Raw genomic sequence first — 23614 nt, forward strand, 5'->3', positions numbered from 1 at the left:
GGTGCTCAAAGGCGGAGACACTGGTTAGCTCAAGCCGGCAACGGCCTGATTCCTCTAGTACACCCGGATTTTCCGGGCAGGAACGAGTTCAGGTGCGGCTGGTGGAAGCGATGAGCACCCTGTTGGGTATCTGAAAGAACAACCTGAGGGTTGGTCTTCAATGCCAGGCACAGCCTTGCAATTCATACCTGCCGTTGTGACGGTGATGGTGTTTTGCGGGTGAGGTTGTGGGTTGGTCGTTGGTTGAGAATTGCACAGTGGACGCGAGCATCTTGTTTTCTGTGGTTAAGTTGTCAAGGGCGAACGGTGGATGCCTTGGCACCAGGAGCCGATGAAGGACGTGGGAGGCCGCGATAGGCCTGGGGGAGCTGCCAACCTAGCTGTGATCCCAGGGTGTCCGAATGGGGAAACCCGGCACGAGTCATGTCGTGTCATCCGCATCTGAATACATAGGGTGTGTGAGGGGAACGCGGGGAAGTGAAACATCTCAGTACCCGTAGGAAGAGAAAACAACCGTGATTCCGTGAGTAGTGGCGAGCGAAAGCGGATCTAGCCTAAACCGAGTGCGTGTCATACCTGTCAGGGGTTGCGTTTTCGGGGTTGTGGGACCTGCTTGAAGGATCTGACAGTTCTTCGAAGAGTTACAAAGCTTGTTGTTAGTCGAATGGTGTGGGAAAGCCAGCCGTAGACGGTGAGAGCCCGGTAGACGAAAATTCCAAGCCTCTTTGCAGTGTTCCCGAGTAGCAGCGGACTCCTAGAATCTGCTGTGAATCTGCCAGGACCACCTGGTAAGGCTGAATACTTCCTGGTGACCGATAGCGGACAAGTACCGTGAGGGAATGGTGAAAAGTACCCCGGGAGGGGAGTGAAATAGTACCTGAAACCGTTCGCCTACAATCCGTCAGAGCCTTAGCTTTTTAGCGGGGTGATGGCGTGCCTTTTGAAGAATGAGCCTGCGAGTTAGTGGCATGTGGCGAGGTTAACCCGTGTGGGGTAGCCGTAGCGAAAGCGAGTCTGAATAGGGCGCTTTTAGTCGCATGTTCTAGACCCGAAGCGGAGTGATCTAGCCATGGGCAGGTTGAAGCGTGGGTAAGACTACGTGGAGGACCGAACCCACCAACGTTGAAAAGTTGGGGGATGACCTGTGGTTAGGGGTGAAAGGCCAATCAAACTCCGTGATAGCTGGTTCTCCCCGAAATGCATTTAGGTGCAGCGTCGCGTGTTTCTTGCCGGAGGTAGAGCACTGGATGGTCTAGGGGGCCCACAAGCTTACTGAAATCAGCCAAACTCCGAATGCCGGTAAGTGAGAGCGCGGCAGTGAGACTGCGGGGGATAAGCTTCGTAGTCGAGAGGGAAACAGCCCAGATCGCCAGCTAAGGCCCCTAAGCGTGTGCTAAGTGGAAAAGGATGTGGGATCGCATGGACAACCAGGAGGTTGGCTTAGAAGCAGCCACCCTTTAAAGAGTGCGTAATAGCTCACTGGTCAAGTGGTTCCGCGCCGACAATGTAGCGGGGCTCAAGCACACCGCCGAAGCTGTGGCATTCACACATTAACTCCGCCAGTTGGCTTGACCGGCTGGTGCAGGTGTGTGGATGGGTAGGGGAGCGTCGTGTTGCGGGTGAAGCGGCGGAGTGATCCAGCCGTGGACGCTACACGAGTGAGAATGCAGGCATGAGTAGCGAATGAAGGGTGAGAACCCCTTCCGCCGGATGACCAAGGGTTCCAGGGGCAGGCTAATCCGCCCTGGGTGAGTCGGGGCCTAAGGCGAGGCCGAGAGGCGTAGTCGATGGATAACGGGTTGATATTCCCGTACCCGCAAAGGAGCGCCAACGACGAACCTCACTGTACTAACTACTTGAACTTGTCTATGGCTTCGGCCGGCGATGAGGGAGACTAGGACCTCGGTGGGTAGTAGTTGAGTGATGGGGTGACGCAGGAAGGTAGATGATCCCGGCCGGTGGTTGTGCCGGGGTAAGCGTGTAGGCCGTACCGTAGGCAAATCCGCGGTGCATGTGGCTGAGACGTGATGCCGAGCCGTTCTGGTGAAGTCATTGATCCTATGCTGCCGAGAAAAGCCTCTAGCGATGTTCCGAGCGGCCCGTACCCTAAACCGACACAGGTGGTCAGGTAGAGAATACCGAGGCGACGGGTGAACTGTGGTTAAGGAACTCGGCAAATTGCCCCCGTAACTTAGGGAGAAGGGGGGCCGGACGCGTGAAGCCCCTTGCGGGTGGAGCGTGGTATGGCCGCAGAGAGCAGGGGGAAGCGACTGTTTACTAAAAACACAGGTCCATGCGAAGTCGTAAGACGATGTATATGGACTGACGCCTGCCCGGTGCTGGAACGTTAAGGGGACCTGTTAGCCAGCAATGGCGAAGCGGAGAACTTAAGCGCCAGTAAACGGCGGTGGTAACTATAACCATCCTAAGGTAGCGAAATTCCTTGTCGGGTAAGTTCCGACCTGCACGAATGGCGTAACGACTTCCCCACTGTCTCAACCACAGGCCCGGCGAAATTGCAGTACGAGTAAAGATGCTCGTTACGCGCGGCAGGACGGAAAGACCCCGGGACCTTTACTATAGCTTGACATTGGTATCCGAATTAGCTTGTGTAGGATAGGTGGGAGCCGGTGAAGCTTGGACGCCAGTTCAGGTGGAGGCATTGTTGAAATACCACTCTGGTTGGTTTGGGTATCTAACTTGCGGCCCTGATCGGGTCGAGGGACAGTGTCTGGTGGGTAGTTTAACTGGGGCGGTTGCCTCCTAAAGGGTAACGGAGGCGCCCAAAGGTTCCCTCAGCCTGGTTGGCAATCAGGTGTTGAGTGTAAGTGCATAAGGGAGCTTGACTGTGAGACTGACGGGTCGAGCAGGGACGAAAGTCGGGACTAGTGATCCGGCACTTGCGTGTGGAAGCGGTGTCGCTCAACGGATAAAAGGTACCCCGGGGATAACAGGCTGATCTTCCCCAAGAGTCCATATCGACGGGATGGTTTGGCACCTCGATGTCGGCTCGTCGCATCCTGGGGCTGTAGCAGGTCCCAAGGGTTGGGCTGTTCGCCCATTAAAGCGGTACGCGAGCTGGGTTTAGAACGTCGTGAGACAGTTCGGTCCCTATCCGCCGTGCGCGTTGGATACTTGAGAAGGGCTGTCCCTAGTACGAGAGGACCGGGACGGACGAACCTCTGGTGTGCCAGTTGTTCTGCCAAGGGCACGGCTGGTTGGCTACGTTCGGAAGGGATAACCGCTGAAAGCATCTAAGCGGGAAGCCTGCTTCGAGATGAGGTATCCCACCACCTTGAGTGGGTAAGGCTCCCAGGAGACTACTGGGTTGATAGGCCGGAGATGTAAGCACGGTAACGTGTTGAGTTGACCGGTACTAATAGGCCGAGGGCTTAACCACCCTAAATTTTCTGCTTGCGTCCACTGTGTGATTCACAGCAAACGAACAACCACCCCCAATGCGTTGGGGTTGTTGGTTGCTCTGCTGACCGTTGTTTCGGTGGTCATAGCGGAGGGGAAACGCCCGGTTACATTCCGAACCCGGTAGCTAAGCCCTCCAGCGCCGATGGTACTGCACTCGGGAGGGTGTGGGAGAGTAGGACGCCGCCGGACTCAACTTATGGAAAGGCCCACCCGGGCGACCGGGTGGGCCTTTTCGTTTTTGCGCATGCATTGCGACGGGTATGCTTGTCCCGGGCCGTGACTGGCGCGTTCGGATGGTTGACCATCGGGGAGCGGCTCCGTCGAGACGACGACCTGCCGTGCGCCTGGGCCTCTTCGCTTCGTGATAGGGAGGTCCCATGTCTGAGTTGAACGCCGAATCCACCGCCTTCCGGGCCGCGCTCGAGGTGGTTCGCTCCGTCGAGCCGCGGATCGCTGACGCCATCGCGCAGGAGCTCACGGACCAGCGCGAGTCGCTGAAGCTGATCGCCAGTGAGAACTACGCTTCGCCGGCCGTGCTGCTCGCCATGGGCAACTGGCTGTCCGACAAGTACGCGGAGGGCACCATCGGCCGCCGCTTCTACGCCGGCTGCCAGAACGTCGACACCGTCGAGGCGGTCGCCGTCGAGCACGCCAAGGCACTGTTCGGCGCTCCGTACGCCTATGTGCAGCCGCACTCCGGCATCGACGCGAACCTGGTGGCGTACTGGGCGATCCTCGCCGACCGGGTCGAGGTGCCGTTCCTGAAGAAGTTCGAGAAGCGGCAGATCAACGACCTGACCGACGCCGAGTGGGCCGAGCTGCGCCAGGCGTTCGGCAACCAGCGTCTGCTCGGCATGTCGCTGGACGCCGGCGGTCACCTGACGCACGGCTTCCGCCCGAACATCTCCGGCAAGATGTTCGATCAGCGCAGTTACGGCGTGGACCCGGCCACCGGGCAGATCGACTACGCGGCCCTGCGGGAGACCGCCAAGGAGTTCAAGCCCGCTGTCATCGTGGGTGGCTACTCGGCGTACCCGCGCAAGGTCAACTTCGCGAAGATGCGCGAGATCGCGGACGAGGTCGGTGCCACGTTCATGGTCGACATGGCGCACTTCGCCGGCCTGGTCGCGGGTGGCGTGTTCACCGGCGACTACAACCCGATCCCGCACGCGCACATCGTCACCACGACGACCCACAAGAGCCTGCGTGGCCCGCGCGGTGGCGCCGTGTTCTGCCAGCCGGAGCTGTCGTCGCAGGTCGACCGCGGCTGCCCGATGGTGCTCGGTGGTCCGCTGCCCCACGTCATGGCAGCCAAGGCCATTGCTTTCGCTGAGGCCCGCCGGCCGGAGTTCTCGACGTACGCGCAGCAGATCGTCACCAACAGCCAGGCGCTCGCCGAAGGTCTCGCCAAGCGGGGTGTGCAGCTGGTCTCCGGTGGCACCGACAACCACCTGGTGCTGCTCGACGTGCACCCGTTCGGCATCACCGGTCGCCAGGCCGAGCAGGCGCTGCTGGACAGCGGCATCGTGACCAACCGCAACGCGATCCCGAACGACCCGAACGGCGCCTGGTACACCTCGGGCATCCGCATCGGCACGCCGGCGCTCACCAGCCGCGGTCTCGGTGTGGCCGAGATGGACCAGATCGCCGAGCTCATCCACACCGTGCTGGCGAACACCACGCCGGCCGAGGGCTCGAAGGCGAAGTTCAGCCTCGACGCCGCTCTCTCGGACCGGGTGAGCAAGCAGGCGACGGAACTCCTCGCGCCGTTCCCGCTCTACCCGACGGTCAGCATCTGACGACTGACATACCGAACCGCCCCCGGGATCTCCCGGGGGCGGTTTGTCGTTGAAGGCCGGAAAACACGGATTGCCAGTTGTGACACACGCCAGCGGAACCGGTTCCGGATTCCCAGTTATCGATGTGGTCGAAGCTCGCCTACCAGCGTGAACACGTCATCACCTGGGAAAAGGCGGCGAGGTTCCGGAACTGAGCCGAAGACTGGATTGTGAACGGGCACGCTCCTAGCGTCAGAAATCGGGTGAGCGCTCTCCCAAGATCGTAAAACTCCGAACCCGTCCTAGGAGATCCCATGTCCGTCCTACGGAGACGCTCCCCCTGGCGGCTCGCCGCCGCGGGTGGCCTGGTCGCCGCCCTGGTCGCCGGATTCACCACGGTCGCCGCCACCGGCGCCGCCGCAGCCGAAGTGCTGCTGTCCCAGGGCAAGCCGGCCACCGCCTCCTCCACCGAGGCCACCGGCGCCTACTCGGCCGCCGAAGCCGTCGACGGCAACACCGGTACTCGCTGGTCCTCCGCCTTCTCCGACCCGCAGTGGCTGCAGGTCGACCTGGGCACTTCGCAGCAGATCACCAGGGTCGAACTGAACTGGGAGACCGCTGCCGCGAAGGCGTTCCGGATCCAGGTCTCCGACAACGCTTCGACCTGGACCGACGTCTACTCGACCACGACGGCGACCGGCGGCAACCAGTCGCTCACGGTCTCCGGGACGGGTCGCTACGTGCGGATGTACGGGACCCAGCGCACCACCGCCTACGGCTACTCACTCTGGGAGTTCAAGGTCTTCGGCGAATCCGGCGGCACGACGATCCCCGGTGGCGGCAGCCTCGGCGCCAACGTCGTGGTCTTCGACCCGTCGATGTCGTCGGCTGCGATCCAGGCCCGGGCCGACCAGATCTTCGCGCAGCAGGAGTCGGCGCAGTTCGGCACGGGACGCTACGTGCTGGCGTTCCGGCCCGGCACCTACAACAACCTGAACATCCAGGTCGGCTTCTACACCTCGGTGATCGGTCTCGGGCAGAACCCGCAGGACGTACGGATCAACGGGGACATCACCGTCGACGCCGGCTGGTTCCAGGGCAACGCCACTCAGAACTTCTGGCGCTCGGTGGAGAACCTCTCCGTCTACCCGGTCAGCGGAGCGAACCGCTGGGCCGTCTCGCAGGCCGCGCCGTTCCGCCGGATGGACATCCACGGCGACCTCAACCTCGCGCCGAACGGATACGGCTGGGCCTCCGGTGGCTACATCGCCGACTCCCGGATCAGCGGCTCCGAGGGGCAGTATTCGCAGCAGCAGTGGTTCACCCGGAACAGCCGGATCGGCTCGAACACCAACGCTGTCTGGAACCAGATGTTCGTGGGTGTCCAGGGCGCGCCGGCGCAGTCGTTCCCGAACCCGCCGTACACCACGATCGCGACCACCCCGGTGATCCGGGAGAAGCCGTACCTCTACGACAACGGCGTCTTCGTCCCTTCGCTGAGCACCAACTCCTCCGGGACGTCCTGGGCGAACGGGAACACGCCGGGCAGCACGATCCCGCTGTCGCAGTTCTACGTCGCGAAGCCCGGTGATTCGGTCGCGACGATCAACGCGGCGCTCGCGCAGGGCCTGAACCTGCTCTTCACGCCGGGCATCTATCAGATCAACCAGACGATCAATGTGACCCGGGCCGACACCGTGGTTCTAGGCCTGGGGTACGCCACGCTGATCCCGGTCGGCGGAGTCACGCCGATGCAGGTGGCCGATGTGGACGGCGTGAAGATCGCCGGCATCCTGTTCGACGCCGGCACCACCAACTCGGCGAACCTGCTGGTCCTCGGTCCGAACGGCTCCAGCGCCAGCCACGCCGCCAACCCGACGACGGTCCAGGACGTGTTCTTCCGGATCGGTGGCTACATCGCCGGCAAGGCCACCAACAGCCTGCTGGTGAACAGCAACAACGTGATCATCGACCACATATGGGCGTGGCGGGCCGACCACGGTAACGCCGGGACGTACGGGTGGACGGTCAACACGGCCGACTCCGGGCTGATCGTCAACGGTCAGAGCGTGACGGCGTACGGCTTGTTCGTCGAGCACTACCAGAAGTACGAGGTGGTGTGGAACGGCAACGGCGGCCGGACGTACTTCCTGCAGAACGAGATGCCGTACGACCCGCCGACGCAGGCCGCCTGGCGGACCGGCGCCAACGGGTACGCCGCGTACAAGGTGGCCGACTCGGTGACCAGCCACGAGGCGTGGGGCATGGGCAGCTACTGCTACTTCAACGTGAACCCGTCGATCCACGCCGATCGGGGCTTCGAGGTGCCGGTGAACGCCGGCGTGAAGCTGCACGACCTGCTGACCGTGTCGCTCGGTGGCAACGGGGTCATCGACCACGTCGTGAACAACACCGGCGGACCGGCACAGGGCACCGCGACAGTTCCTTCGTACCTCGTCGATTTCCCCTAGATCTCTCCGCTGCCGCGCGGGATGAGGGTAGTCGCCACCCTGATCACCCGTGGTGGGCCCTCGTGGCCGTCGATGCGCTCGAACAGCGCGCCGGCGGCCACGCGGCCGATCCGGGCCGGATGCTGCGCCACCACGGTGACCGCCGGTTCGAGCAGGTCGGCGAGGGGGAAGTCGTCGAAGCCGACGAGCGCGACCGCGTGGTGCCGGTCGAGGCGGCGCAGCGCGCGGACCGCGCCGATAGTGATCATGTTCTGGCTGGTGAACAGCGCGGTCGGCGGGTCGGGCCGGCGCATCAGGGCGATCGTGGCGCGTTCGGCCGCCGCCTCGCCGCGCAGGTCGTGCACGACCGGCCCGGGCCGGTTGCCGAGAGCCTGCAGATAGCCGCGGAACCGTTCGCGGGCTGTCGGTATCCGCTGGTAGTCGCCGAGGAACGCGATCCGCCGGTGCCCGTGGGCGATGAGATGCCGAACCGCGCCGGCCGCCCCGGCGATGTTCGTGGAGATCACCGTGTCGGCCCGGAATCCGGAGGGAGCGCGGTCCACGAAGACGATCGGCGTACCGGTGAAGCGCGCTAGGTATCCCTGATCAGAACCGGTCGGTGCGACGATCAGGCCGTCGGTCTGCCGTTGCCGGAACGCCCGGGCCAGTTCCCGTTCCCGGCTGTCGTCCTCGTCGAGGCTGCCGGTGAGCACGTGCACGCCCCGGGCGTGCGCCACCTCCTCGATCGCCCGGTGCAGCACTCCGGAGAACGGGTTCGACACGTCCTCCAGGAGCACCCCGATCGTCCTGGTACGACGGTCGTTGCGGCGCAGCATGCTGGCGCCCAGGTGGGGGCGGTAGTCGAGGGAGTCGACGGCGGCGCGGACCCGGGCGGCGAGGTCCGGGGTGACGGTGGGCTCGCCGTTGACGACCCGGGAGACGGTCTTGAGGCTCACGCCGGCGGTGCGCGCAACGTCGTTCATTGTCGGCCGTCGCATAGCGACCCCTCGGAGAAATCACTGTGTGCAACACATTGGAAACTCATTGTTGACACTCCGGAGGGCCGGGCGTCTACTCCAAGACAACGTTGTCTCCCGACTTGGGAGGAGAGATGCGCAATAGATCCAAAGTCCTGAAGGCCGGTTGTGCCCTGATCCTGATCATCGGAATCGCAGGGTGCGGCGGCGATGAAGCGGGCGATCAGCCGGTCGTCGGCCTGATCACCAAGACCGATACGAACCCGTTCTTCGTGAAGATGAAGGAAGGCGCTCAGGCGGAGGCCGAGAAGCAGGGCGTCGAACTGCAGACATTCGCCGGCAAGCAGGACGGCGACAACGAGGCCCAGGTGCAGGCGATCGAGAACCTGATCTCCTCGGGCGCCAAGGGCTTCATGATCACGCCGAGCGACTCGAAGGCGATCGTCCCCTCGATCGACAAGGCCAGGCAGGCGAACATGCTGGTCATCGCACTGGACACGCCGACCGACCCGGCCGATGCCGTGGACGCCACCTTCGCCACCGACAACTACCAGGCCGGGAAGCTGATCGGCCAGTGGGCCAAGGCGAAGTTCGACGCCGACGGCAAACAGGCGAAGATCGCGATGCTCGACCTCAACGCCAACCAGGTCTCCGTCGACGTTCAGCGGGACCAGGGATTCCTCGAGGGATTCGGCATCCCCAACGGCGACCCGAACCGGATCGGCGACGAGAACGACCCCCGGATCGCCGGGCACGACGTCACCGACGGCAACGAGGACGGCGGCCGTACCGCCATGGAGAACCTGCTCCAGAAGGACCCTTCGATCAACCTGGTCTACACGATCAACGAACCGGCGGCAGCCGGCGCCTACCAGGCGCTCAAGTCGGCGGGCAAGGAGAAGGACGTCGTCATCGTCTCCATCGACGGTGGCTGCCCGGGCGTGGAGAACGTCAAGAACGGCGTGATCGGGGCGACCTCGATGCAGTTCCCGCTGAAGATGGCGGAGCTGGGCGTGCAGGCGATCGCGACGTACGCGAAGGACGGCACCAAACCGCAGAACACCGCCGGCAAGACGTTCGTCGACACCGGCGTCCAGCTGATCACCGACGACCCGCAGACCGGCGTGGAGGCCGAGGACTCCACGTGGGGCGCGCAGAACTGCTGGGGCTGAGCGATGACGACTGCCTCCGCCGACTTCGAGGTCCGGCAGCGTGACTCGATCGGGTTGCGCGTCCAGCACGTGCTGCACGGCAACCCGGTGCTCGGCCCGCTCGCCGTGCTCATCGTGGCGATCATCGCGTTCTCGATCGTCAACTCGCGCTTCATCTCCGCGGCGAACCTGTCGCTGGTGCTCGCGCAGGTCACCGTCATCGCGACGCTCGCCCTCGGGCAGACCCTGATCATCCTGACCGCGGGGATCGACCTGTCGGCCGGCGCGATCGCGGTCTTCTCGTCGATCCTGATGGCGAACTTCTGCGTGAAGGCCGGCCTGCCCGGCGTCCTGGCGCTGCTGCTCGGCTTCGCCTGCGGCACCGCGATGGGCGCGTTGAACGGGTTCCTGGTGACCCGGATCAAGCTACCGCCGTTCATCGTCACGCTCGGCACCCTGACCATCTTCTTCTCGCTCAACGCGGTGGTCAGCCAGAGCGAGACGGTACGCGGGGCCGACATGCCCGGGATCATGACCTGGGCCGGGAACAGCATCCGGTTCGGCCAGTTCCAGGTCACCTACGGCTCGATCGTCATGTTGCTCCTCTTCGGCTTCTTCTTCTACACGCTGAGCTGGACGGCGTGGGGCAAGCACGTCTACGCGACGGGTGACGACGTCGAGGCGGCCCGGCTGGCCGGCATCCGCACCGGCCGGGTGTTGTTCTCGGTCTACACGATCGCCGGTCTGCTCTACGCGGTCGCCGGCTGGATCCTGATCGGGCGGCTCGCGTCGGCCAGCCCGAACGTCGGCACCGAGTACAACCTCGATTCGATCACCGCGGTCGTGCTCGGTGGCACCAGCCTCTTCGGTGGCCGCGGCGGGGTGATCGGCACCCTGATCGGCGCGCTGATCGTCGGCGTCTTCCGCAACGGCCTGCAGCTGGCCGGCGTCGAGGTGGTCTGGCAGGGCTTCGCGATCGGCCTGCTGGTGCTGATCGCCGTCTCGCTCGACCAGTGGATCAGGAAGGTCAAGACATGACGCCGGTTCTTCAGGCCAGGAATCTGACCAAACGGTACGGCCGGGTCGTCGCGATCGACGGCAGTGACCTCGAACTACTCCCGGGCGAGATCCTGGCCGTGATCGGGGACAACGGCGCCGGCAAGTCCAGCCTGATCAAGGCGCTGTCCGGCGCGCTCGTGCCGGACAGCGGAGAGATCCTGCTGGACGGCGAGGTCGTGCACTTCCGCAACCCGATGGACGCCCGCTCGGCCGGCATCGAGACCGTCTACCAGACCCTCGCCGTAGCGCCCGGCCTGGACATCGCGGACAACCTGTTCCTCGGCCGTGAGGAGCGCCGGGCCGGACCCCTCGGGTCGGTGTTCCGGATGCTCGACCGCGGGCACATGCGCTCGGAGGCCAAGCGGCACATGAGCGACCTCGGCGTCGGCACTCTGCAGAACATCAGGCAGGCCGTCGAGTCGCTCTCCGGCGGTCAGCGCCAGGCGGTCGCGGTGGCCCGGTCCGCCGCGTTCGGCAGCAAGGTGGTGATCCTCGACGAGCCCACGGCCGCCCTCGGCGTCAAGGAGGGCAACCGGGTGCTGCAGCTGATCCGGGACGTACGGGACAGAGGGCTCCCGGTGATCCTGATCAGTCACAACATGCCGCATGTCTTCGAGGTCGCGGACCGGATCCACATCCAGCGGCTCGGCCGCCGGGTCGCCGTGATCACCCCGAAGTCGCACAGCATGTCGGAGGCGGTCGCCATCATGACGGGCGCGGCACCGCCGCCATGAGCCGGTTCGCCGGGATCCGGCCGGACCGGATCCCGGCGACGCTCCAGAGAAACCGCGCTTTTTGCTCAAGCGGTTCCGCATCGCGACGATGAGGGGCGCATGTGGTTCCGCCGAGCACGCAGGCGCCCGCACGCGCGAAACGGCTCCCGCCTCTTCGTGACGTACGCGGCAGCAAGTCTCGTGCCTGTCGTCGCCCTCGGCGCGCTGGTGCTGGAGGGTTACCGTCGCGATGCGGCCGAGCAGGGCCGTGAGCAGGGGCTCGCCCAGGCCGCGGTGATCGCCGAGATCGCGGTCGCGCCCGCGCTGAACGCCGAGGACGTCGGCGCCAGCTCGAACATCGACGACGGTCTCACCCTGGCGCAGTCCGCGGGCTTGCAGAACTCGACCGAGCAGGCGATCTTCCGTGGCTCGGTGCTGCGGCTGCGGCTGCGCAGCTTCTCCGGCCGGGTGGTCTTCTCCGACGACGGCTCGACCAGCGGTGGCGTGTCGATCACCGACCCGGACTTCCAGGCCGCGGCCGACGGCCAGCCTCGGGCCAAGGTGATCGACTCGGAGGTCATCCGGGTGTTGCGGCCGCTGGTGGCGAGCGCGTCCGGGCAGTCCGTCGGCGTGCTGGAGCTGTACCTGCCGTACAAGGCGGTCGCTGATCGTTTCCACGCTCAGGTGAGCCGTACGTGGTGGCAGATCGGCGTCTGCCTGGCCGCCCTCTATCTGGTGCTGGCGCTGCTCGCGTGGTGGACCACCCGCTCGCTGAGCCGGTACGCCGCCCGCCAGAAGTACCAGGCCCTGCACGACACCCTGACCGGCCTGCCGAACCGCGCGGCGTTCCGCGAGCAGGCCGACGCCGTCCTCGGCAAGGGCGGCACCGGCGCGATCGTGCTCGTCGACCTCAACCGGTTCAAGGAAGTGAACGACACCCTCGGCCACCACGCCGGTGACGAGCTGCTGCAGGTGGTCGCCGACCGGATGAGCGCCGCTCTCGGCCCCGGCGACGTGCTTGCCCGCCTCGGTGGCGACGAGTTCGCGATCCTGCTGCCCGGCCGGGACGCCACCGCCGCGGTGGCGCTGCTCTCCACCGTCCGCGAACGGGTCTCCGCCGAGATGGTGCTGGACGGCGTGCCGCTGAACATCGAGGCCGCGTTCGGCGTCGCGATCTACCCGCTGCACGGCAACAACGTCGAGGAGCTCAAGCAGCACGCCGACGTCGCCATGTACCAGGGCAAGCGCGGCGCCAACGACATCGTGGTCTACGCCGGTGGCGGTGCCGGGCACCCGCACCAGTGGCTGGTCGTCCAGGCCGAGCTGCGGCACGCCCTGGAACGCGACGAGCTGGTCCTCTACTACCAGCCGAAGATCGCCCTGCCCGGCGGCGAGGTGTGCGGCGTGGAGGCGCTGGTCCGCTGGCAGCACCCGGCCCGCGGGCTGCTGCCGCCCGGCGAGTTCCTGCCGGCCGCCGAGCACTCCGGGCTGATCGTGCCGCTCACCGAGTGGGTGCTGCGCCGCGCCCTCGCCGACCAGCTCGGCTGGAGTGCGACCGGCCGGGACTGGACGCTGTCGGTGAACGTCTCGGCCCGCAACCTGGAGGTGCCCGGCTTCCCCGGTCTCGTCCTGGACCTGCTCGCCGAGACCGGCATCCCGGCGCACCGGCTGATCCTGGAGGTCACCGAGACGGCGCTGGCAGCGGACGCCGACGAGGCGGCGAAGGCGGTCGCCGAGCTGAGCCGGGCCGGCGTCGGCATCTCGGTCGACGACTTCGGCACCGGTTACACCAGCCTCTCCCGGCTGCGCGGCATGCCGATCACCGAGATCAAGATCGACCGGGCGTTCGTCACCGACGTGCTGCACGACCCGCAGAGCCAGGCCATCGTCCGCTCGGTGATCGAGCTGGCGCACGGCCTGGGCAGCCGCGCCACCGCCGAAGGCGTGGAGACCGCTGAGGTACGGCACTGGCTCGCCGAGGCCGGATGCGACGAAGCGCAGGGCTATCACTTCGGCCGGCCGTCGCCCTGGCCGCAGATCTCCACCCAGCCGCATCTCGAAGGGGTAAGCCGATGAGGATCCGACGGGCGATGACCGTCCTGCTCCTGCTGGCGGCCGGTGGCTGCGCCACGACGACGGCGGAGGTCGCGCCGGTGGCCGGCGGGCTGGATGTCACCGGCGGGGTGACGATCGACCAGGCGTTGCACGACCGGCTGCCGCAGGCCGTCCAGGCCCGCGGCTCGATCCGGCTGGTCACCGATGCGAGCTATGCGCCGATGGAGTACTTCGCGCCGGATGGTCGTACCATCATCGGATTTTCTCCTGATCTTGCCGCGGCGATGGGTGAAGTCCTCGGCGTGCGGGCCGAGATGGTGGTCGGCAACTTCAGCGGAGCGCTGGACGAGGTGGCCGCCGGTGAATTCGACGGTGTGCTCTCGTCGATGACCGACACCGCCGAGCGGCAGGCCAAGGCCGACTTCGTCAACTACCTCAACACCGGTACGTCGATCGTGGTGCAGCGCGGCAACCCGGAGAAGATCACCAGGCTCGAGGACCTCTGCGGCCAGACCGTCGGCACCGAGAAGGGCACCCTGCAGGAGGAGATGCTGCGGCGTCTGGCGCAGACCTGCGACGGCAGCCCGCTGGTGATCGACAGCGAGCCGACGAACGCCGACGCGCTGGTGCTGCTGCGCACCGGCCGGGTCAACGCCGTGCCGATCGACTTCCCGCCCGCTGCCTACCTGGTGAGCGACGCCCGGACCAGCGCGTTCTTCGAGCTCGCATCGGAGGCTCAGTACGAGCCCGGCCTCTTCGGCATCGCCGTCGCGAAGGACAACCCCGCACTGCGCGACTGCCTGCGCGAGGCGCTGCAGAAGTTGATCGACTCCGGCGTCTACGGCGAGCTGCTGGCCCGGTGGGGGCTCGCATCGAGCGCCGTCAGCACGGCGACAGTGAACGGGAGCTGAAACTACACGTCTGTGTAGTACGCTACACGCGTGAGTAGTGACCTGACCGCTCGTGCCCGCATCCGTGACGCCGCCATGGCCCTCTTCACCGAGCGGGGGATCTCCGGCGCCACGGTGCGGGACATCGCGCAGGCCGCCGGTGTCTCCTCCGGCCTGCTGCGGCACCACTTCGGGTCGAAGGAAGGGCTGCGCGACGCCTGCGACGAGTGGGCGCTCGCGCGGATCGCCGAGCTCCAGATCCGCTTCACCGAGTCGCAGGCGATCGGCCCGATCACCCCCGACATCGTCGTCCTCCAGCAATACCTCGTCCGCTCCCTGATGGAGGGGTCACCGCGCAGCCTCGCGACATTCGAGGAGACCGTGGTGCACGGCGAGCGCTGGCTGGAGTCCACCCAGGTGAAGTCGAGCGACCCGCGGGCGTTCGTCGCGGTCCTCGGCGCCATGAAGATGGGCATGTTCCTGATGCGCGACCAGCTCACCGCGGTTCTCGGTGAGGACATCGGCGCGATGCCCGGCTATCTGCGCATGCTGCGTGCCTCGGTCGAGATCTTCTCCCAGCCGCTGCTCACACCCGAACAGATCGATCAGGCAATGGCGGCACTCGATCGGCACGAGTAGGGAGCTGAGATGTCAGAGGCCATCGACGTAGAAGGACTCGTCAAGAGGTTCGGCCCGGTCACCGCGCTGGACGGACTCGACCTGCACGTGCGGACCGGCGAGGTGCACGGCTTCCTCGGGCCGAACGGCGCCGGCAAGACCACCACGATCCGGGTGCTGCTCGGGCTGATGCGCGCCGACGGCGGGACCACCCGGCTGCTCGGCGGCGATCCGTGGGCCGACGCGACCGAGCTGCACCGGCGACTCGCGTACGTCCCCGGCGACGTCACGTTCTGGCCGTCCCTCACCGGCGGCGAGGTGATCGACCTGCTCGGGCGGCTGCGCGGCGGCCTCGACCCGAAACGCCGCGATGATCTGATCGAGCGGTTCGAGCTCGACCCCCGCAAGAAGGGGCGCACCTATTCGAAGGGCAACCGGCAGAAGGTGGCGCTCGTCGCGGCCCTCTCGTCCGATGTGGAGCTGCTCTTGCTCGACGAGCCGACGTCCGGCCTCGATCCGCTGATGGAAGAGGTGTTCCGGGAGGTCATCCTCGAAGAGAAGAGGCGCGGCGATCGTACGGTGTTGCTCTCCAGCCACATCCTCGCGGAGGTCGAGGCGCTCTGTGACCGGCTCACCATCATCCGGGCCGGCAAGTCCGTGGAGACCGGCACCCTGGCCGATCTGCGTCACCTCACCCGCACCACGATCCGCGCCGAGCTGGCCGGGCCGGTCAACGGCCTCGCCGCCCTCGCCGGGGTGCACGATCTGACCACCGACGACGGGCGGGTCGCCTTCGACGTCGACGCCTCCTCCCTGGAACCGGCACTCAAGGTGCTGGTCCAGGCCGGGGTGCGCAGCCTGATCTCACAGCCGCCGTCGCTGGAGGAGCTGTTCCTGCGGCACTACTCCCGGGAGTCGTGATGCGCGGCGTGTTCTCTCTTCTGCGGCTCGCGCTGCGCCGTGACCGGGTGATCATGCCGCTGTGGGTGCTCGGGTTCGGGCTTCTCCCGTACCTCTATCTCTCCGCCTTCGACTCGCTCTTCACGACGGTCCAGGAACGCGTCGACTATGCGCGGATCAGCTCGGCGAACTCCGGTTTCATCGCTCTGTACGGACCCCTGCGCGGCTCCAGCCTCGGTGAGCTGGTGGTGTGGCGCGCCGGATTCGTGCCCGTGATGATCGGGCTGGCCGCGCTGCTCACCGTCATCCGGCACACGCGCGCCGACGACGAGGCCGGCCGCACCGAGCTGATCCGTGCCACCGTCGTGGGCCGCTACGCCCAGCTCGCCGCCGCGCTGATCCTGACCGGCGGGGCCTCGCTGCTGACCGGCGTCATCGTGGCCGTCACCATGCCTCTTCCCGGGTCGATCGCGCTCGGCGTCGTCTTCACGCTGAGCGGCTGGATGTTCGCCGGGATCGGTGCCGTCGCCGCCCAGGTGTCCGGGAGTGCGCGTAGTGCCCGGTCGCTGGCCGTCGTCGCGCTCGCCGTGTCCTATGTGCTGCGTCTCGGCGGGGACGTCTCGGCATCCTTTCTCGCCTGGCTGTCTCCGATCGGATGGGTTCACCGCGTCTTTCCTTATGGGGAGACCGATCGGAGGCCCGTGACGCTCGCGCTGCTGTTCGTGGTTCTGTCGGTGAGCCTGTCGGCCTACCTGCTGGCCCGCCGCGACGTGGGCGCCGGCCTGATCGCCTCCCGTCTCGGCCCGGCCTCCGCGGCCGCCTCCCTGTCGACGCCGCCGGCCCTCGCGTGGCGGCTGCACCGCGGCCTGCTGCTCGGGTGGACCGCCGGGTTCGCCGCGCTCGGCCTGCTGTTCGGTGGCGTCGGCTCCAGCGTCGTGCAGCTCGCCGCCGACTCGCGGGGCGTCGACGAGATGTTCTCCCGGATCGGCGGCGGCGGTGCGGTCACCGACGCCTACTTCGCCACGACCGCGGCCATCTGCGGGTTGGTCGCCGCGTGCTATGCCGTGCAGGCCGCCCTGCGGATGCGCGACGAAGAACAGACCGGCCATGCCGAGGCAGTCCTCACCACCTCCGTCGGCCGGCTCGGCTGGGCCCTGTCCCACCTGCTCTTCGCCCTGCTCGGCCCGGCCGTCGCCCTGCTGGCCGAAGGACTCCTGGCCGGCCTCGTCCACGGCGACGTCGGCCCGGTCCTCGGCGCCTCCCTCGCCCAACTGCCGGCCGTCTGGGTGCTGGCCGGCATGACGATGCTCCTGATCGGCGCCGCGCCCAGATTCGCCCCGGCCGCCTGGGCCGTCCTCGCCGCCTGCCTGCTGGTGCTGCTGGTGGGCCCGCTGCTCAACGTCTCCCAGTGGGTCCTCGACCTGTCCCCGTTCACCCACGTCCCGCACTTGCCGGGCGGCACGTTCACGAGTCTGCCCTTGGCTGTCCTGCTCGGGGTGGCCGTGCTGCTCGGGACGATCGGGTTGTCGGCTCTGCGGAGGCGGGACATCACTGCCTAGCCGATGGTGGAAGCTCGTCGGCCGGTCCGGGCGCCTGCGTCGTTGGGTTACGGCTCGCGGGACGGGCCTAACGGGCGGTACCTATTCGCGCCGGCCGGCACCCCACCGGGGGGACACCCCGCCCATCCGGACCTGCCGTGGGCGGGGTGGAAGTTACCGGCTGGTTGTGGATTGGCTGTGGATAGTGCGGTCAGTGGTCCTTGTGGCGCTTGGGGAGGATCAGCTCTTCGTGGTCCAGCTCGCGGTTGAGGACCCGCAGACTGTCGTCGTTGAGGTGGCCGGCATCCCGGCGCCGGAGGAGTTCCTCGCGTTCGGCGTCGATGACGGCCTGCCGGACCACCAGAGCTGCTTCGTACTGGGGTGAGATCGGGACCTCGTTGGAATCGACCTGTTCGAGCAGGTCGAGGCGGCGGCGGTAGCGGTCGAGGCGGATCTGGAGTTGTTTGCGCATCGTCTCGATGGCCTCGTCCTCGACGTTGTCGTGCTGCTGTTCCTGGATGTCGTCGAGGCGTTCCAGGCCGGCGCGGACGGCAGCCGAGCGGGCCTCGTTGCGTTCGCGCGCCCGGTCGGTCTGGTTGGCGCGCAGTCCGAGGTGGCGGACGAGCGGGGCGAAGGTGAGGCCCTGGCCGACCAGGGTGACGAGGACTACGGCGATGGCGCAGAAGTGCAGGAGTTCGCGATCGGGGAAGCCGACCGGGAGAGTGAAGATCGCAGCGAGGGTGATGACGCCACGGGTGCCGGCCCAGCTGAGGACCGTGATCTCCTTGCCGGTGAGCGGGACTTCGCGGGCCTCGGTCTCGTCGTCGTTCTGGCCGCCGAGGCGGGTGTGCAGGGATCGGGGCAGCCACTGGGTGAGGACCAGCCAGAGCGGGCGGAGCAGCAGGACCACACCGAGCGTTACCGCGAGCGCGATGACGATGGTGCTCGTGGCGTACTTGGAAAGGCCGTCCACCACGTCCGGCACCTGCTGGCCGATCAGGAGGAAGACCATGCCTTCCAGCAGGAAGTCGATGAGACGCCAGACGGCGCTGGTCTGCAGCCGGCTCGCCCCGGTGGTGTAGCGCGGGGTGTCGTGGCCGACGATCAGGCCGGCGACCACGACGGCGAGCACGCCGGAGATGGTGACGTAGTGGTGGACGAACGCGTTCTCGCAGATCAGGTACGCGGCGAGCGGCGTGATCAGGGAGAGGGCGTTGGCGTTGAGCGGGTCCGCCCGGAAGGCTTTGAGGAACCGCACGGCGTAGGCGACCGCCACACCGACCATGACACCGCCGGCCGCGGCGATGACGAACTGGCCGACCGCGTTGTCGAAGTTGAAGTCGCCCCTGGCCTGCGCGGTCACCGCGACGGTCAGGATCGTCAGCGCGGTGGCGTCGTTGAGCAGGCCTTCACCGGAGATCAGCGTGACCATCTTGTTGGGCAGGCCGGCCCGCCGGCCGACGGCGAGTGACGCCACCGGGTCGGGTGGGGCGACGGCGGCGCCGAGCGCGACACCGGCGGCGAGGGTGGCCCCGGCCACCCAGAGCGAGAAGCCGAGGCCGATCAGAAGCGCCGTGACCAGGACCAGCACCACGGAAAGGCTGATCACCGTGCGCATGTTGCGCCGGATGTCGAGCAATGATGAATCGAGCGCGGCGTTGTAGAGCAACGGCGGCAGGATGAATGTCAGAACGAGTTCGGGCTCCAGCTCGAGGTTGGGGCCCGGCAGGTAGGCGTAGGCAATGCCGATCAGCGTGAGCAGGACCGCCGCGGGGAGGCCGGTCTTCTCGGTGACCCAGCGCACCGTGACGATCACGGCGACCGCGCCCAGGGCGAAAAGCAGGATCTCCTCGAGATTCATTTGATCATTGTCGCTGCTGACCTGCCCCCTTCATCGGGCGAGGTCGTGGTTTAACGCTCAGTTAATTTCTGCTGCGCCTCGAGAAGTTCCCGCTGGTGATTCTGGATCATCGGCAACGCCCTGGTGACGATCTTGGAGACCCGTGGTTCGGTGCCGGTGTCGAGGACGACGCGGGCCAGCTTGACGGCGTGTTCGTGCGCGATCAGTTGACTGCCGACGAAGAGGGTGTCGAACTCCGCACCGGACGCGGCCTCGTACCGATGAACGAGGGTCTGTTGTTCGGAATTGGGCTGGTCGGGCAGGGTCACATCAAGATCGATTGCGGTTTTCTGTACGACGGAGTCGAGCTTGCGGTGGTACGCGGCAAGCCGGCGCCCGAGCCGGCGGACCGCCGCGGTGTCGCCCTTGCGCCTGGCGAGCTTCCCGGCCGCGATCTCGGCGAGGTTGCCCTGGTGGGCGGCGATGAGGAAGTCGGCGTCCGGGCTGACCGGCCGAGCGTGGGCCGGTGAGCCCGTGCCGATAAGGACTAGAGCGCTGATAACGGCAAAAAAGCGACGTAAAGGCATGACCGCATAATAAAAGGGCCGCCCCGGGTGGGACGGCCCTTTTCGCAGCGATCAGTACCGGTAGTGCTCCGGCTTGAACGGGCCCTCGACGTCCACGCCGAGGTACTCCGCCTGCTTCTTGGTGAGGGTGGTCAGCCGGACGCCGAGCGCGTCCAGGTGCAGCCGGGCCACCTTCTCGTCCAGGTGCTTCGGGAGCACGTAGACCTGCTTCTCGTACTCACCGGGCTTGGTCCAGAGCTCGATCTGGGCCATCACCTGGTTGGTGAACGAGTTCGACATGACGAAGCTGGGGTGGCCGGTGGCGTTGCCCAGGTTCATCAGGCGACCCTCGGAGAGGACGATCACCGAGTGGCCGTCCGGGAAGCGCCACTCGTGCACCTGCGGCTTGATCTCGACCTTCTCGATGCCCTCGACGCGCGCGAGCCCGGCCATGTCGATCTCGTCGTCGAAGTGACCGACGTTGCCGACGATCGCGTTGTGCTTCATCGCGGAGAGGTGGTCGACGGTGATGATGTCGGTGCCACCGGTCGTGGTGATGAAGATGTCGGCCTCGCCGACCACGTCCTCGAGGCGGACGACCTGCATGCCGTCCATCGCGGCCTGCAGCGCGCAGATCGGGTCGACCTCGGTGACGACGACGCGGGCACCCTGGCCGCGCAGCGTCTCGGCGGAACCCTTGCCGACGTCGCCGTAGCCGCAGACGACGGCGAGCTTGCCGCCGAGCATCACGTCGGTGGCCCGGTTCAGGCCGTCGACGAGCGAGTGGCGGATGCCGTACTTGTTGTCGAACTTGCTCTTCGTCACCGCGTCGTTGACGTTGATCGCCGGGAAGAGCAGGGTGCCCTCCTTGGCGAGCTTGTAGAGACGCGCCACACCGGTGGTGGTCTCCTCGGTCACGCCCTTGATCTCAGCGGCGATCTTGGTGAAGCGGTCCTTCGACGAGGCCAGGCTGGTCCGCAGCGCCTCGAGGATGATCGAGTACTCGTGGTTGTCCTCGGGGGTGGTCGCGGGGACCGCGCCGGCCGCCTCGAACTCGACACCCTTGTGCACGAGCAGGGTGGCGTCACCACCGTCGTCCAGGATCATGTTCGGGCCCTGGCCGTCGCTGAACTCGAAGAGCCGCATGGTGGCCCACCAGTACTCCTCGAGCGTCTCGCCCTTCCAGGCGAAGACCGGCACACCGGCCGGGGCGTCGACGGTGCCGGTCGGGCCGACGACGACCGCGGCGGCCGCCTCGTCCTGGGTGGAGAAGATGTTGCAGGAGACCCAGCGGACCTCGGCGCCGAGGGCGACCAGGGTCTCGATCAGCACGGCGGTCTGCACGGTCATGTGCAGCGAGCCGGCGATGCGGGCGCCCGCGAGGGGCTTGCTGTCACCGAACTCGGCGCGCAGCGACATCAGGCCGGGCATCTCGTGCTCGGCGAGGCGCAGCTGGTGACGGCCGGCCTCGGCCAGCGTGAGGTCGGCGACCGCGAAGTCGAGACCGTTGACGGATTGAAGTTTGTCACTCATGAAAGAGGGCTCCTCCCTCTCAGGAGGCGCCCTTGCGTCATCGAACCCGGCCGAGCGTGGCGGACGTGGAAGTCCGTTGCAGCGCCTCTCGGGCGGGCGTGACAACTTTAGCCGAACAGCGCCGTGATCACATCCGGCGAAGCGTCCCGTCGGTATCGGTGATGAGATATGTCCCATCCCCGAGCGGCTGCAGATCGTATTCGTCGACGGTGACGATTCCCAGCTCACCGAGCACTTCGCCGGTCCTGGTGTCGACCCGGTGGTGCTTCCAGGAATCGTCGTCGTCGGTCAGCACGATGATCGCGACGTCTTCGGTCAGATATCCGCCTGTCCACTCCAGCAGATGATCGTCGGGGGCGTCGACAGTGACCCCTGCGCCCGACAAATCGGAAAAATCGTGGAATGTGGCGTCGGACTGGTCGTGATTCACCGTCATGACGTGCTTCTCGTCGGGGGAGATGCCGACGATCACCCGTGAACCCCATGCGACCGCGCGAACGTCGCCATCCGGACCGGCCAGGAAACACCGGCTGCCGTCCTGCCCCTCGCCGACGTCCAGCAGCATTCGCCCGTCCGTCAGCGCGAACTGCTGCCCGCCGTGCCCCTTGGTGGGGAGCGGGTGCCGGGTCACGGGAGTGCCGGTCGCCGCGTCCAGCACGATCCACTCGTCGGCCCGATCGCGGCCGGCCATCCCGTTCGGGGCGTAGACCCAGACCTGCGACTCGTCGGCGGAGAGGGCGACGGATGTCTCGGCGAATCCGGCATCCGGTCCGCGCCGTCCGAGATCGAGACGCCATTCCTCGCGTCCGTCCGGGGCGATGCGCCGCACCGCACTGTCCGTGGCGTAGATCAGCCGGTCGCGGGAGCCCGGCACGGCGAATCCCTCGGTCGCGGGATCGGCGGGGAACGTCCGGAGCAATGCGAGGTCCGCGTCGAACACCTCGACGCCACTGTCGGTCAAGCGGGAGATCACGCGCACTCCGGGAGCCTACCGAGGGGTTCAAACCGTCACGCGAAGGAGCGAGAAAACATCAAAGACCTTCCATAAAACATCAAAATCCCATCATTCTGTACGGCGTGAAGCACCCGTATCGGATACGCGAGATAGCAGCGGCCGCCGGGCTGAGTCAGGCGACGGTGGACCGTGTTCTGCACAACCGGGGCGGGGTCCGGGAGAGCACCGTCCGTCAGGTGCACCAGGCGATCGCCGAGCTGGACCGGCAGCAGTCGCAGTCCGGCCGTACCTTCGTGGTCGACGTCGTCCTCTCGACCTCGCGCGCCTACGGCGCCGCCGTCCGGGCCGCCCTCGACGCGGAGCTCGCCGAGGTCCCGGTCACGGTCCGGCCCCGCCTTGCCGTCACCACCGAGCCGGCCGACCTGGTGCAGGCCCTGGACCGGGTCGGCCGGTCCCGCTCGCACGGCCTGATCGTGCTGGCACCGCCGACGGATGAGGTGGCCGACGCGGTGGCCCGGCTCGGGGTGCCGGTCGTGACGCTCAACGCCGATCTGCCGGCCGGCAAGCGGATCGCGCATGTCGGGGTGGACTACTTCGACAGCGGGGCGGCCGCGGCGTACCTGGTGGAACGCTTCTTCGCGGAGCGCGCCGGCGACGTGCTGCTGATCAACGGGCGGGGTGAGCGGGAGGACGGCTTCCGGTCGGTGCTGCCGGCGCGGCGGATCATCACGGCCGGTCCGGAGCCGGGGCCGCTGCGCGCGATCCTCGGGCGCAACCCGTCGATCCGGGCCGTCTACTCGGCCGACACCTGCGGGAACGAGGCGATCGTGGCGGCGTTCGCGGAGGAGCGCCGCAACTACGACGTCTTCGTGGCGCACGGGCTGGACGAGGAGAACGTGGCGTTGCTGCGTACCCATCGGATCTCCGCGGTGCTGCATCAGGACCTGCGGGCCGACATGCGCAACGCCTGTCTCGCGATCCTGCGGGCGCAGGGCGCGCTGCCCGGGCCGATCCGATCGCACCCGTCGGCGGTGCAGGTGATCACGCCGTACAACGTGCCTCCTGCCGCATTCTGACGATCGCTTGCAAGAAACGGGCAGATCCACGAAATACATTGACTGAGCCTTGTGAGTTAGATCACCGGGCATCTATCGTCGGCTCACCACCG

The 23614-nt window shown here is 66.6% G+C and carries 16 protein-coding genes, 2 rRNA genes and 2 riboswitches; of the genes, 13 read left to right on the forward strand and 5 right to left on the reverse strand.

Going from position 1 to position 23614, the window contains the following annotated elements:
• Positions 1-283 precede the first annotated feature (283 nt).
• The 4 genes from EP757_RS12725 to EP757_RS12740 all read left to right on the forward strand — a co-directional run bounded on the left by EP757_RS12725 (position 284) and on the right by EP757_RS12740 (position 7672).
• Positions 284-3400: ribosomal RNA gene (locus EP757_RS12725) — 23S ribosomal RNA — on the forward strand.
• Positions 3401-3495: 95 nt separating this feature from the next.
• A 5S ribosomal RNA gene (rrf, locus tag EP757_RS12730) occupies positions 3496-3612 on the forward strand.
• 77 nt (positions 3613-3689) lie between these two features.
• A riboswitch (ZMP/ZTP riboswitch) is annotated at positions 3690-3780 on the forward strand.
• 20 nt (positions 3781-3800) lie between these two features.
• Positions 3801-5222 (forward strand): glycine hydroxymethyltransferase, encoded by a 1422-nt coding sequence (locus EP757_RS12735; RefSeq protein WP_127545406.1) that lies wholly within the window; start codon positions 3801-3803, stop codon positions 5220-5222.
• Between the two features lie 293 nt (positions 5223-5515).
• The gene (locus tag EP757_RS12740; protein WP_127545409.1) at positions 5516-7672 is read left to right on the forward strand and encodes a discoidin domain-containing protein; all 2157 of its coding nucleotides are present in this window, start codon (positions 5516-5518) and stop codon (positions 7670-7672) included.
• Here the strand turns inward: EP757_RS12740 and EP757_RS12745 are convergent.
• Positions 7669-8649, reverse strand: coding sequence for a LacI family DNA-binding transcriptional regulator (locus EP757_RS12745; protein ID WP_127545412.1), 981 nt, complete (start codon positions 8647-8649; stop codon positions 7669-7671). The two genes, EP757_RS12740 and EP757_RS12745, sit on opposite strands and share 4 nt — an antisense overlap.
• A 113-nt stretch (positions 8650-8762) precedes the next feature.
• On the opposite strand from EP757_RS12745, the gene EP757_RS12750 reads away from it, so the two are divergent.
• The 8 genes from EP757_RS12750 to EP757_RS12785 all read left to right on the forward strand — a co-directional run bounded on the left by EP757_RS12750 (position 8763) and on the right by EP757_RS12785 (position 17573).
• Positions 8763-9800: a sugar ABC transporter substrate-binding protein gene (locus EP757_RS12750; protein WP_127545415.1), complete on the forward strand. Its 1038-nt coding sequence runs from the start codon at positions 8763-8765 to the stop codon at positions 9798-9800.
• A gap of 3 nt (positions 9801-9803) precedes the next feature.
• On the forward strand, positions 9804-10817 hold the full coding sequence (locus EP757_RS12755; RefSeq protein ID WP_127545418.1) for an ABC transporter permease: 1014 nt from the start codon (positions 9804-9806) through the stop codon (positions 10815-10817).
• Positions 10814-11572, forward strand: a complete 759-nt coding sequence (locus EP757_RS12760) for an ATP-binding cassette domain-containing protein (RefSeq protein ID WP_127545421.1) — start codon at positions 10814-10816, stop codon at positions 11570-11572. Before EP757_RS12755 ends, EP757_RS12760 begins: the two co-directional genes overlap by 4 nt.
• Positions 11573-11671: 99 nt before the next feature.
• The gene (locus EP757_RS12765) at positions 11672-13627 is read left to right on the forward strand and encodes a bifunctional diguanylate cyclase/phosphodiesterase (protein WP_127545424.1); all 1956 of its coding nucleotides are present in this window, start codon (positions 11672-11674) and stop codon (positions 13625-13627) included.
• Positions 13624-14517, forward strand: coding sequence for an ABC transporter substrate-binding protein (locus EP757_RS12770; RefSeq protein WP_127545427.1), 894 nt, complete (start codon positions 13624-13626; stop codon positions 14515-14517). Before EP757_RS12765 ends, EP757_RS12770 begins: the two co-directional genes overlap by 4 nt.
• 30 nt (positions 14518-14547) lie before the next feature.
• Positions 14548-15135 carry a TetR family transcriptional regulator gene (locus EP757_RS12775; RefSeq protein WP_232050484.1) on the forward strand — a complete coding sequence of 196 codons (588 nt, stop codon included), beginning with the start codon at positions 14548-14550 and terminating at the stop codon, positions 15133-15135.
• 9 nt (positions 15136-15144) lie between these two features.
• On the forward strand, positions 15145-16035 hold the full coding sequence (locus tag EP757_RS12780; RefSeq protein WP_127545429.1) for an ABC transporter ATP-binding protein: 891 nt from the start codon (positions 15145-15147) through the stop codon (positions 16033-16035).
• On the forward strand, positions 16035-17573 hold the full coding sequence (locus EP757_RS12785; protein WP_127545432.1) for an ABC transporter permease: 1539 nt from the start codon (positions 16035-16037) through the stop codon (positions 17571-17573). Before EP757_RS12780 ends, EP757_RS12785 begins: the two co-directional genes overlap by 1 nt.
• 190 nt (positions 17574-17763) lie before the next feature.
• Here EP757_RS12785 and EP757_RS12790 read toward each other — a convergent pair whose 3' ends face one another.
• The 4 genes from EP757_RS12790 to EP757_RS12805 form a co-directional block, all read right to left on the reverse strand.
• The gene (locus EP757_RS12790; protein ID WP_127545435.1) at positions 17764-19413 is read right to left on the reverse strand and encodes a Na+/H+ antiporter; all 1650 of its coding nucleotides are present in this window, start codon (positions 19411-19413) and stop codon (positions 17764-17766) included.
• Positions 19414-19463: 50 nt separating this feature from the next.
• Positions 19464-19979 (reverse strand): DUF4142 domain-containing protein, encoded by a 516-nt coding sequence (locus EP757_RS12795; protein ID WP_127545438.1) that lies wholly within the window; start codon positions 19977-19979, stop codon positions 19464-19466.
• 51 nt (positions 19980-20030) lie between these two features.
• Positions 20031-21491 carry an adenosylhomocysteinase gene (gene ahcY, locus EP757_RS12800; RefSeq protein WP_127545441.1) on the reverse strand — a complete coding sequence of 487 codons (1461 nt, stop codon included), beginning with the start codon at positions 21489-21491 and terminating at the stop codon, positions 20031-20033.
• Positions 21492-21508: 17 nt separating this feature from the next.
• Positions 21509-21587: riboswitch (S-adenosyl-L-homocysteine riboswitch) on the reverse strand.
• A 31-nt stretch (positions 21588-21618) separates the two neighbouring features.
• Entirely contained in the window at positions 21619-22470 is an 852-nt protein-coding gene (locus tag EP757_RS12805; protein ID WP_127545443.1) for a hypothetical protein, read from the reverse strand.
• A 98-nt stretch (positions 22471-22568) separates the two neighbouring features.
• On the opposite strand from EP757_RS12805, the gene EP757_RS12810 reads away from it, so the two are divergent.
• Complete coding sequence (locus EP757_RS12810; protein WP_127545446.1) at positions 22569-23522, forward strand: LacI family DNA-binding transcriptional regulator; 954 nt, start codon at positions 22569-22571, stop codon at positions 23520-23522.
• The last annotated feature ends 92 nt before the right edge of the window (positions 23523-23614 follow it).

The sequence above is a fragment of the Actinoplanes sp. OR16 genome, assembly GCF_004001265.1.
Lineage (GTDB): Bacteria > Actinomycetota > Actinomycetes > Mycobacteriales > Micromonosporaceae > Actinoplanes.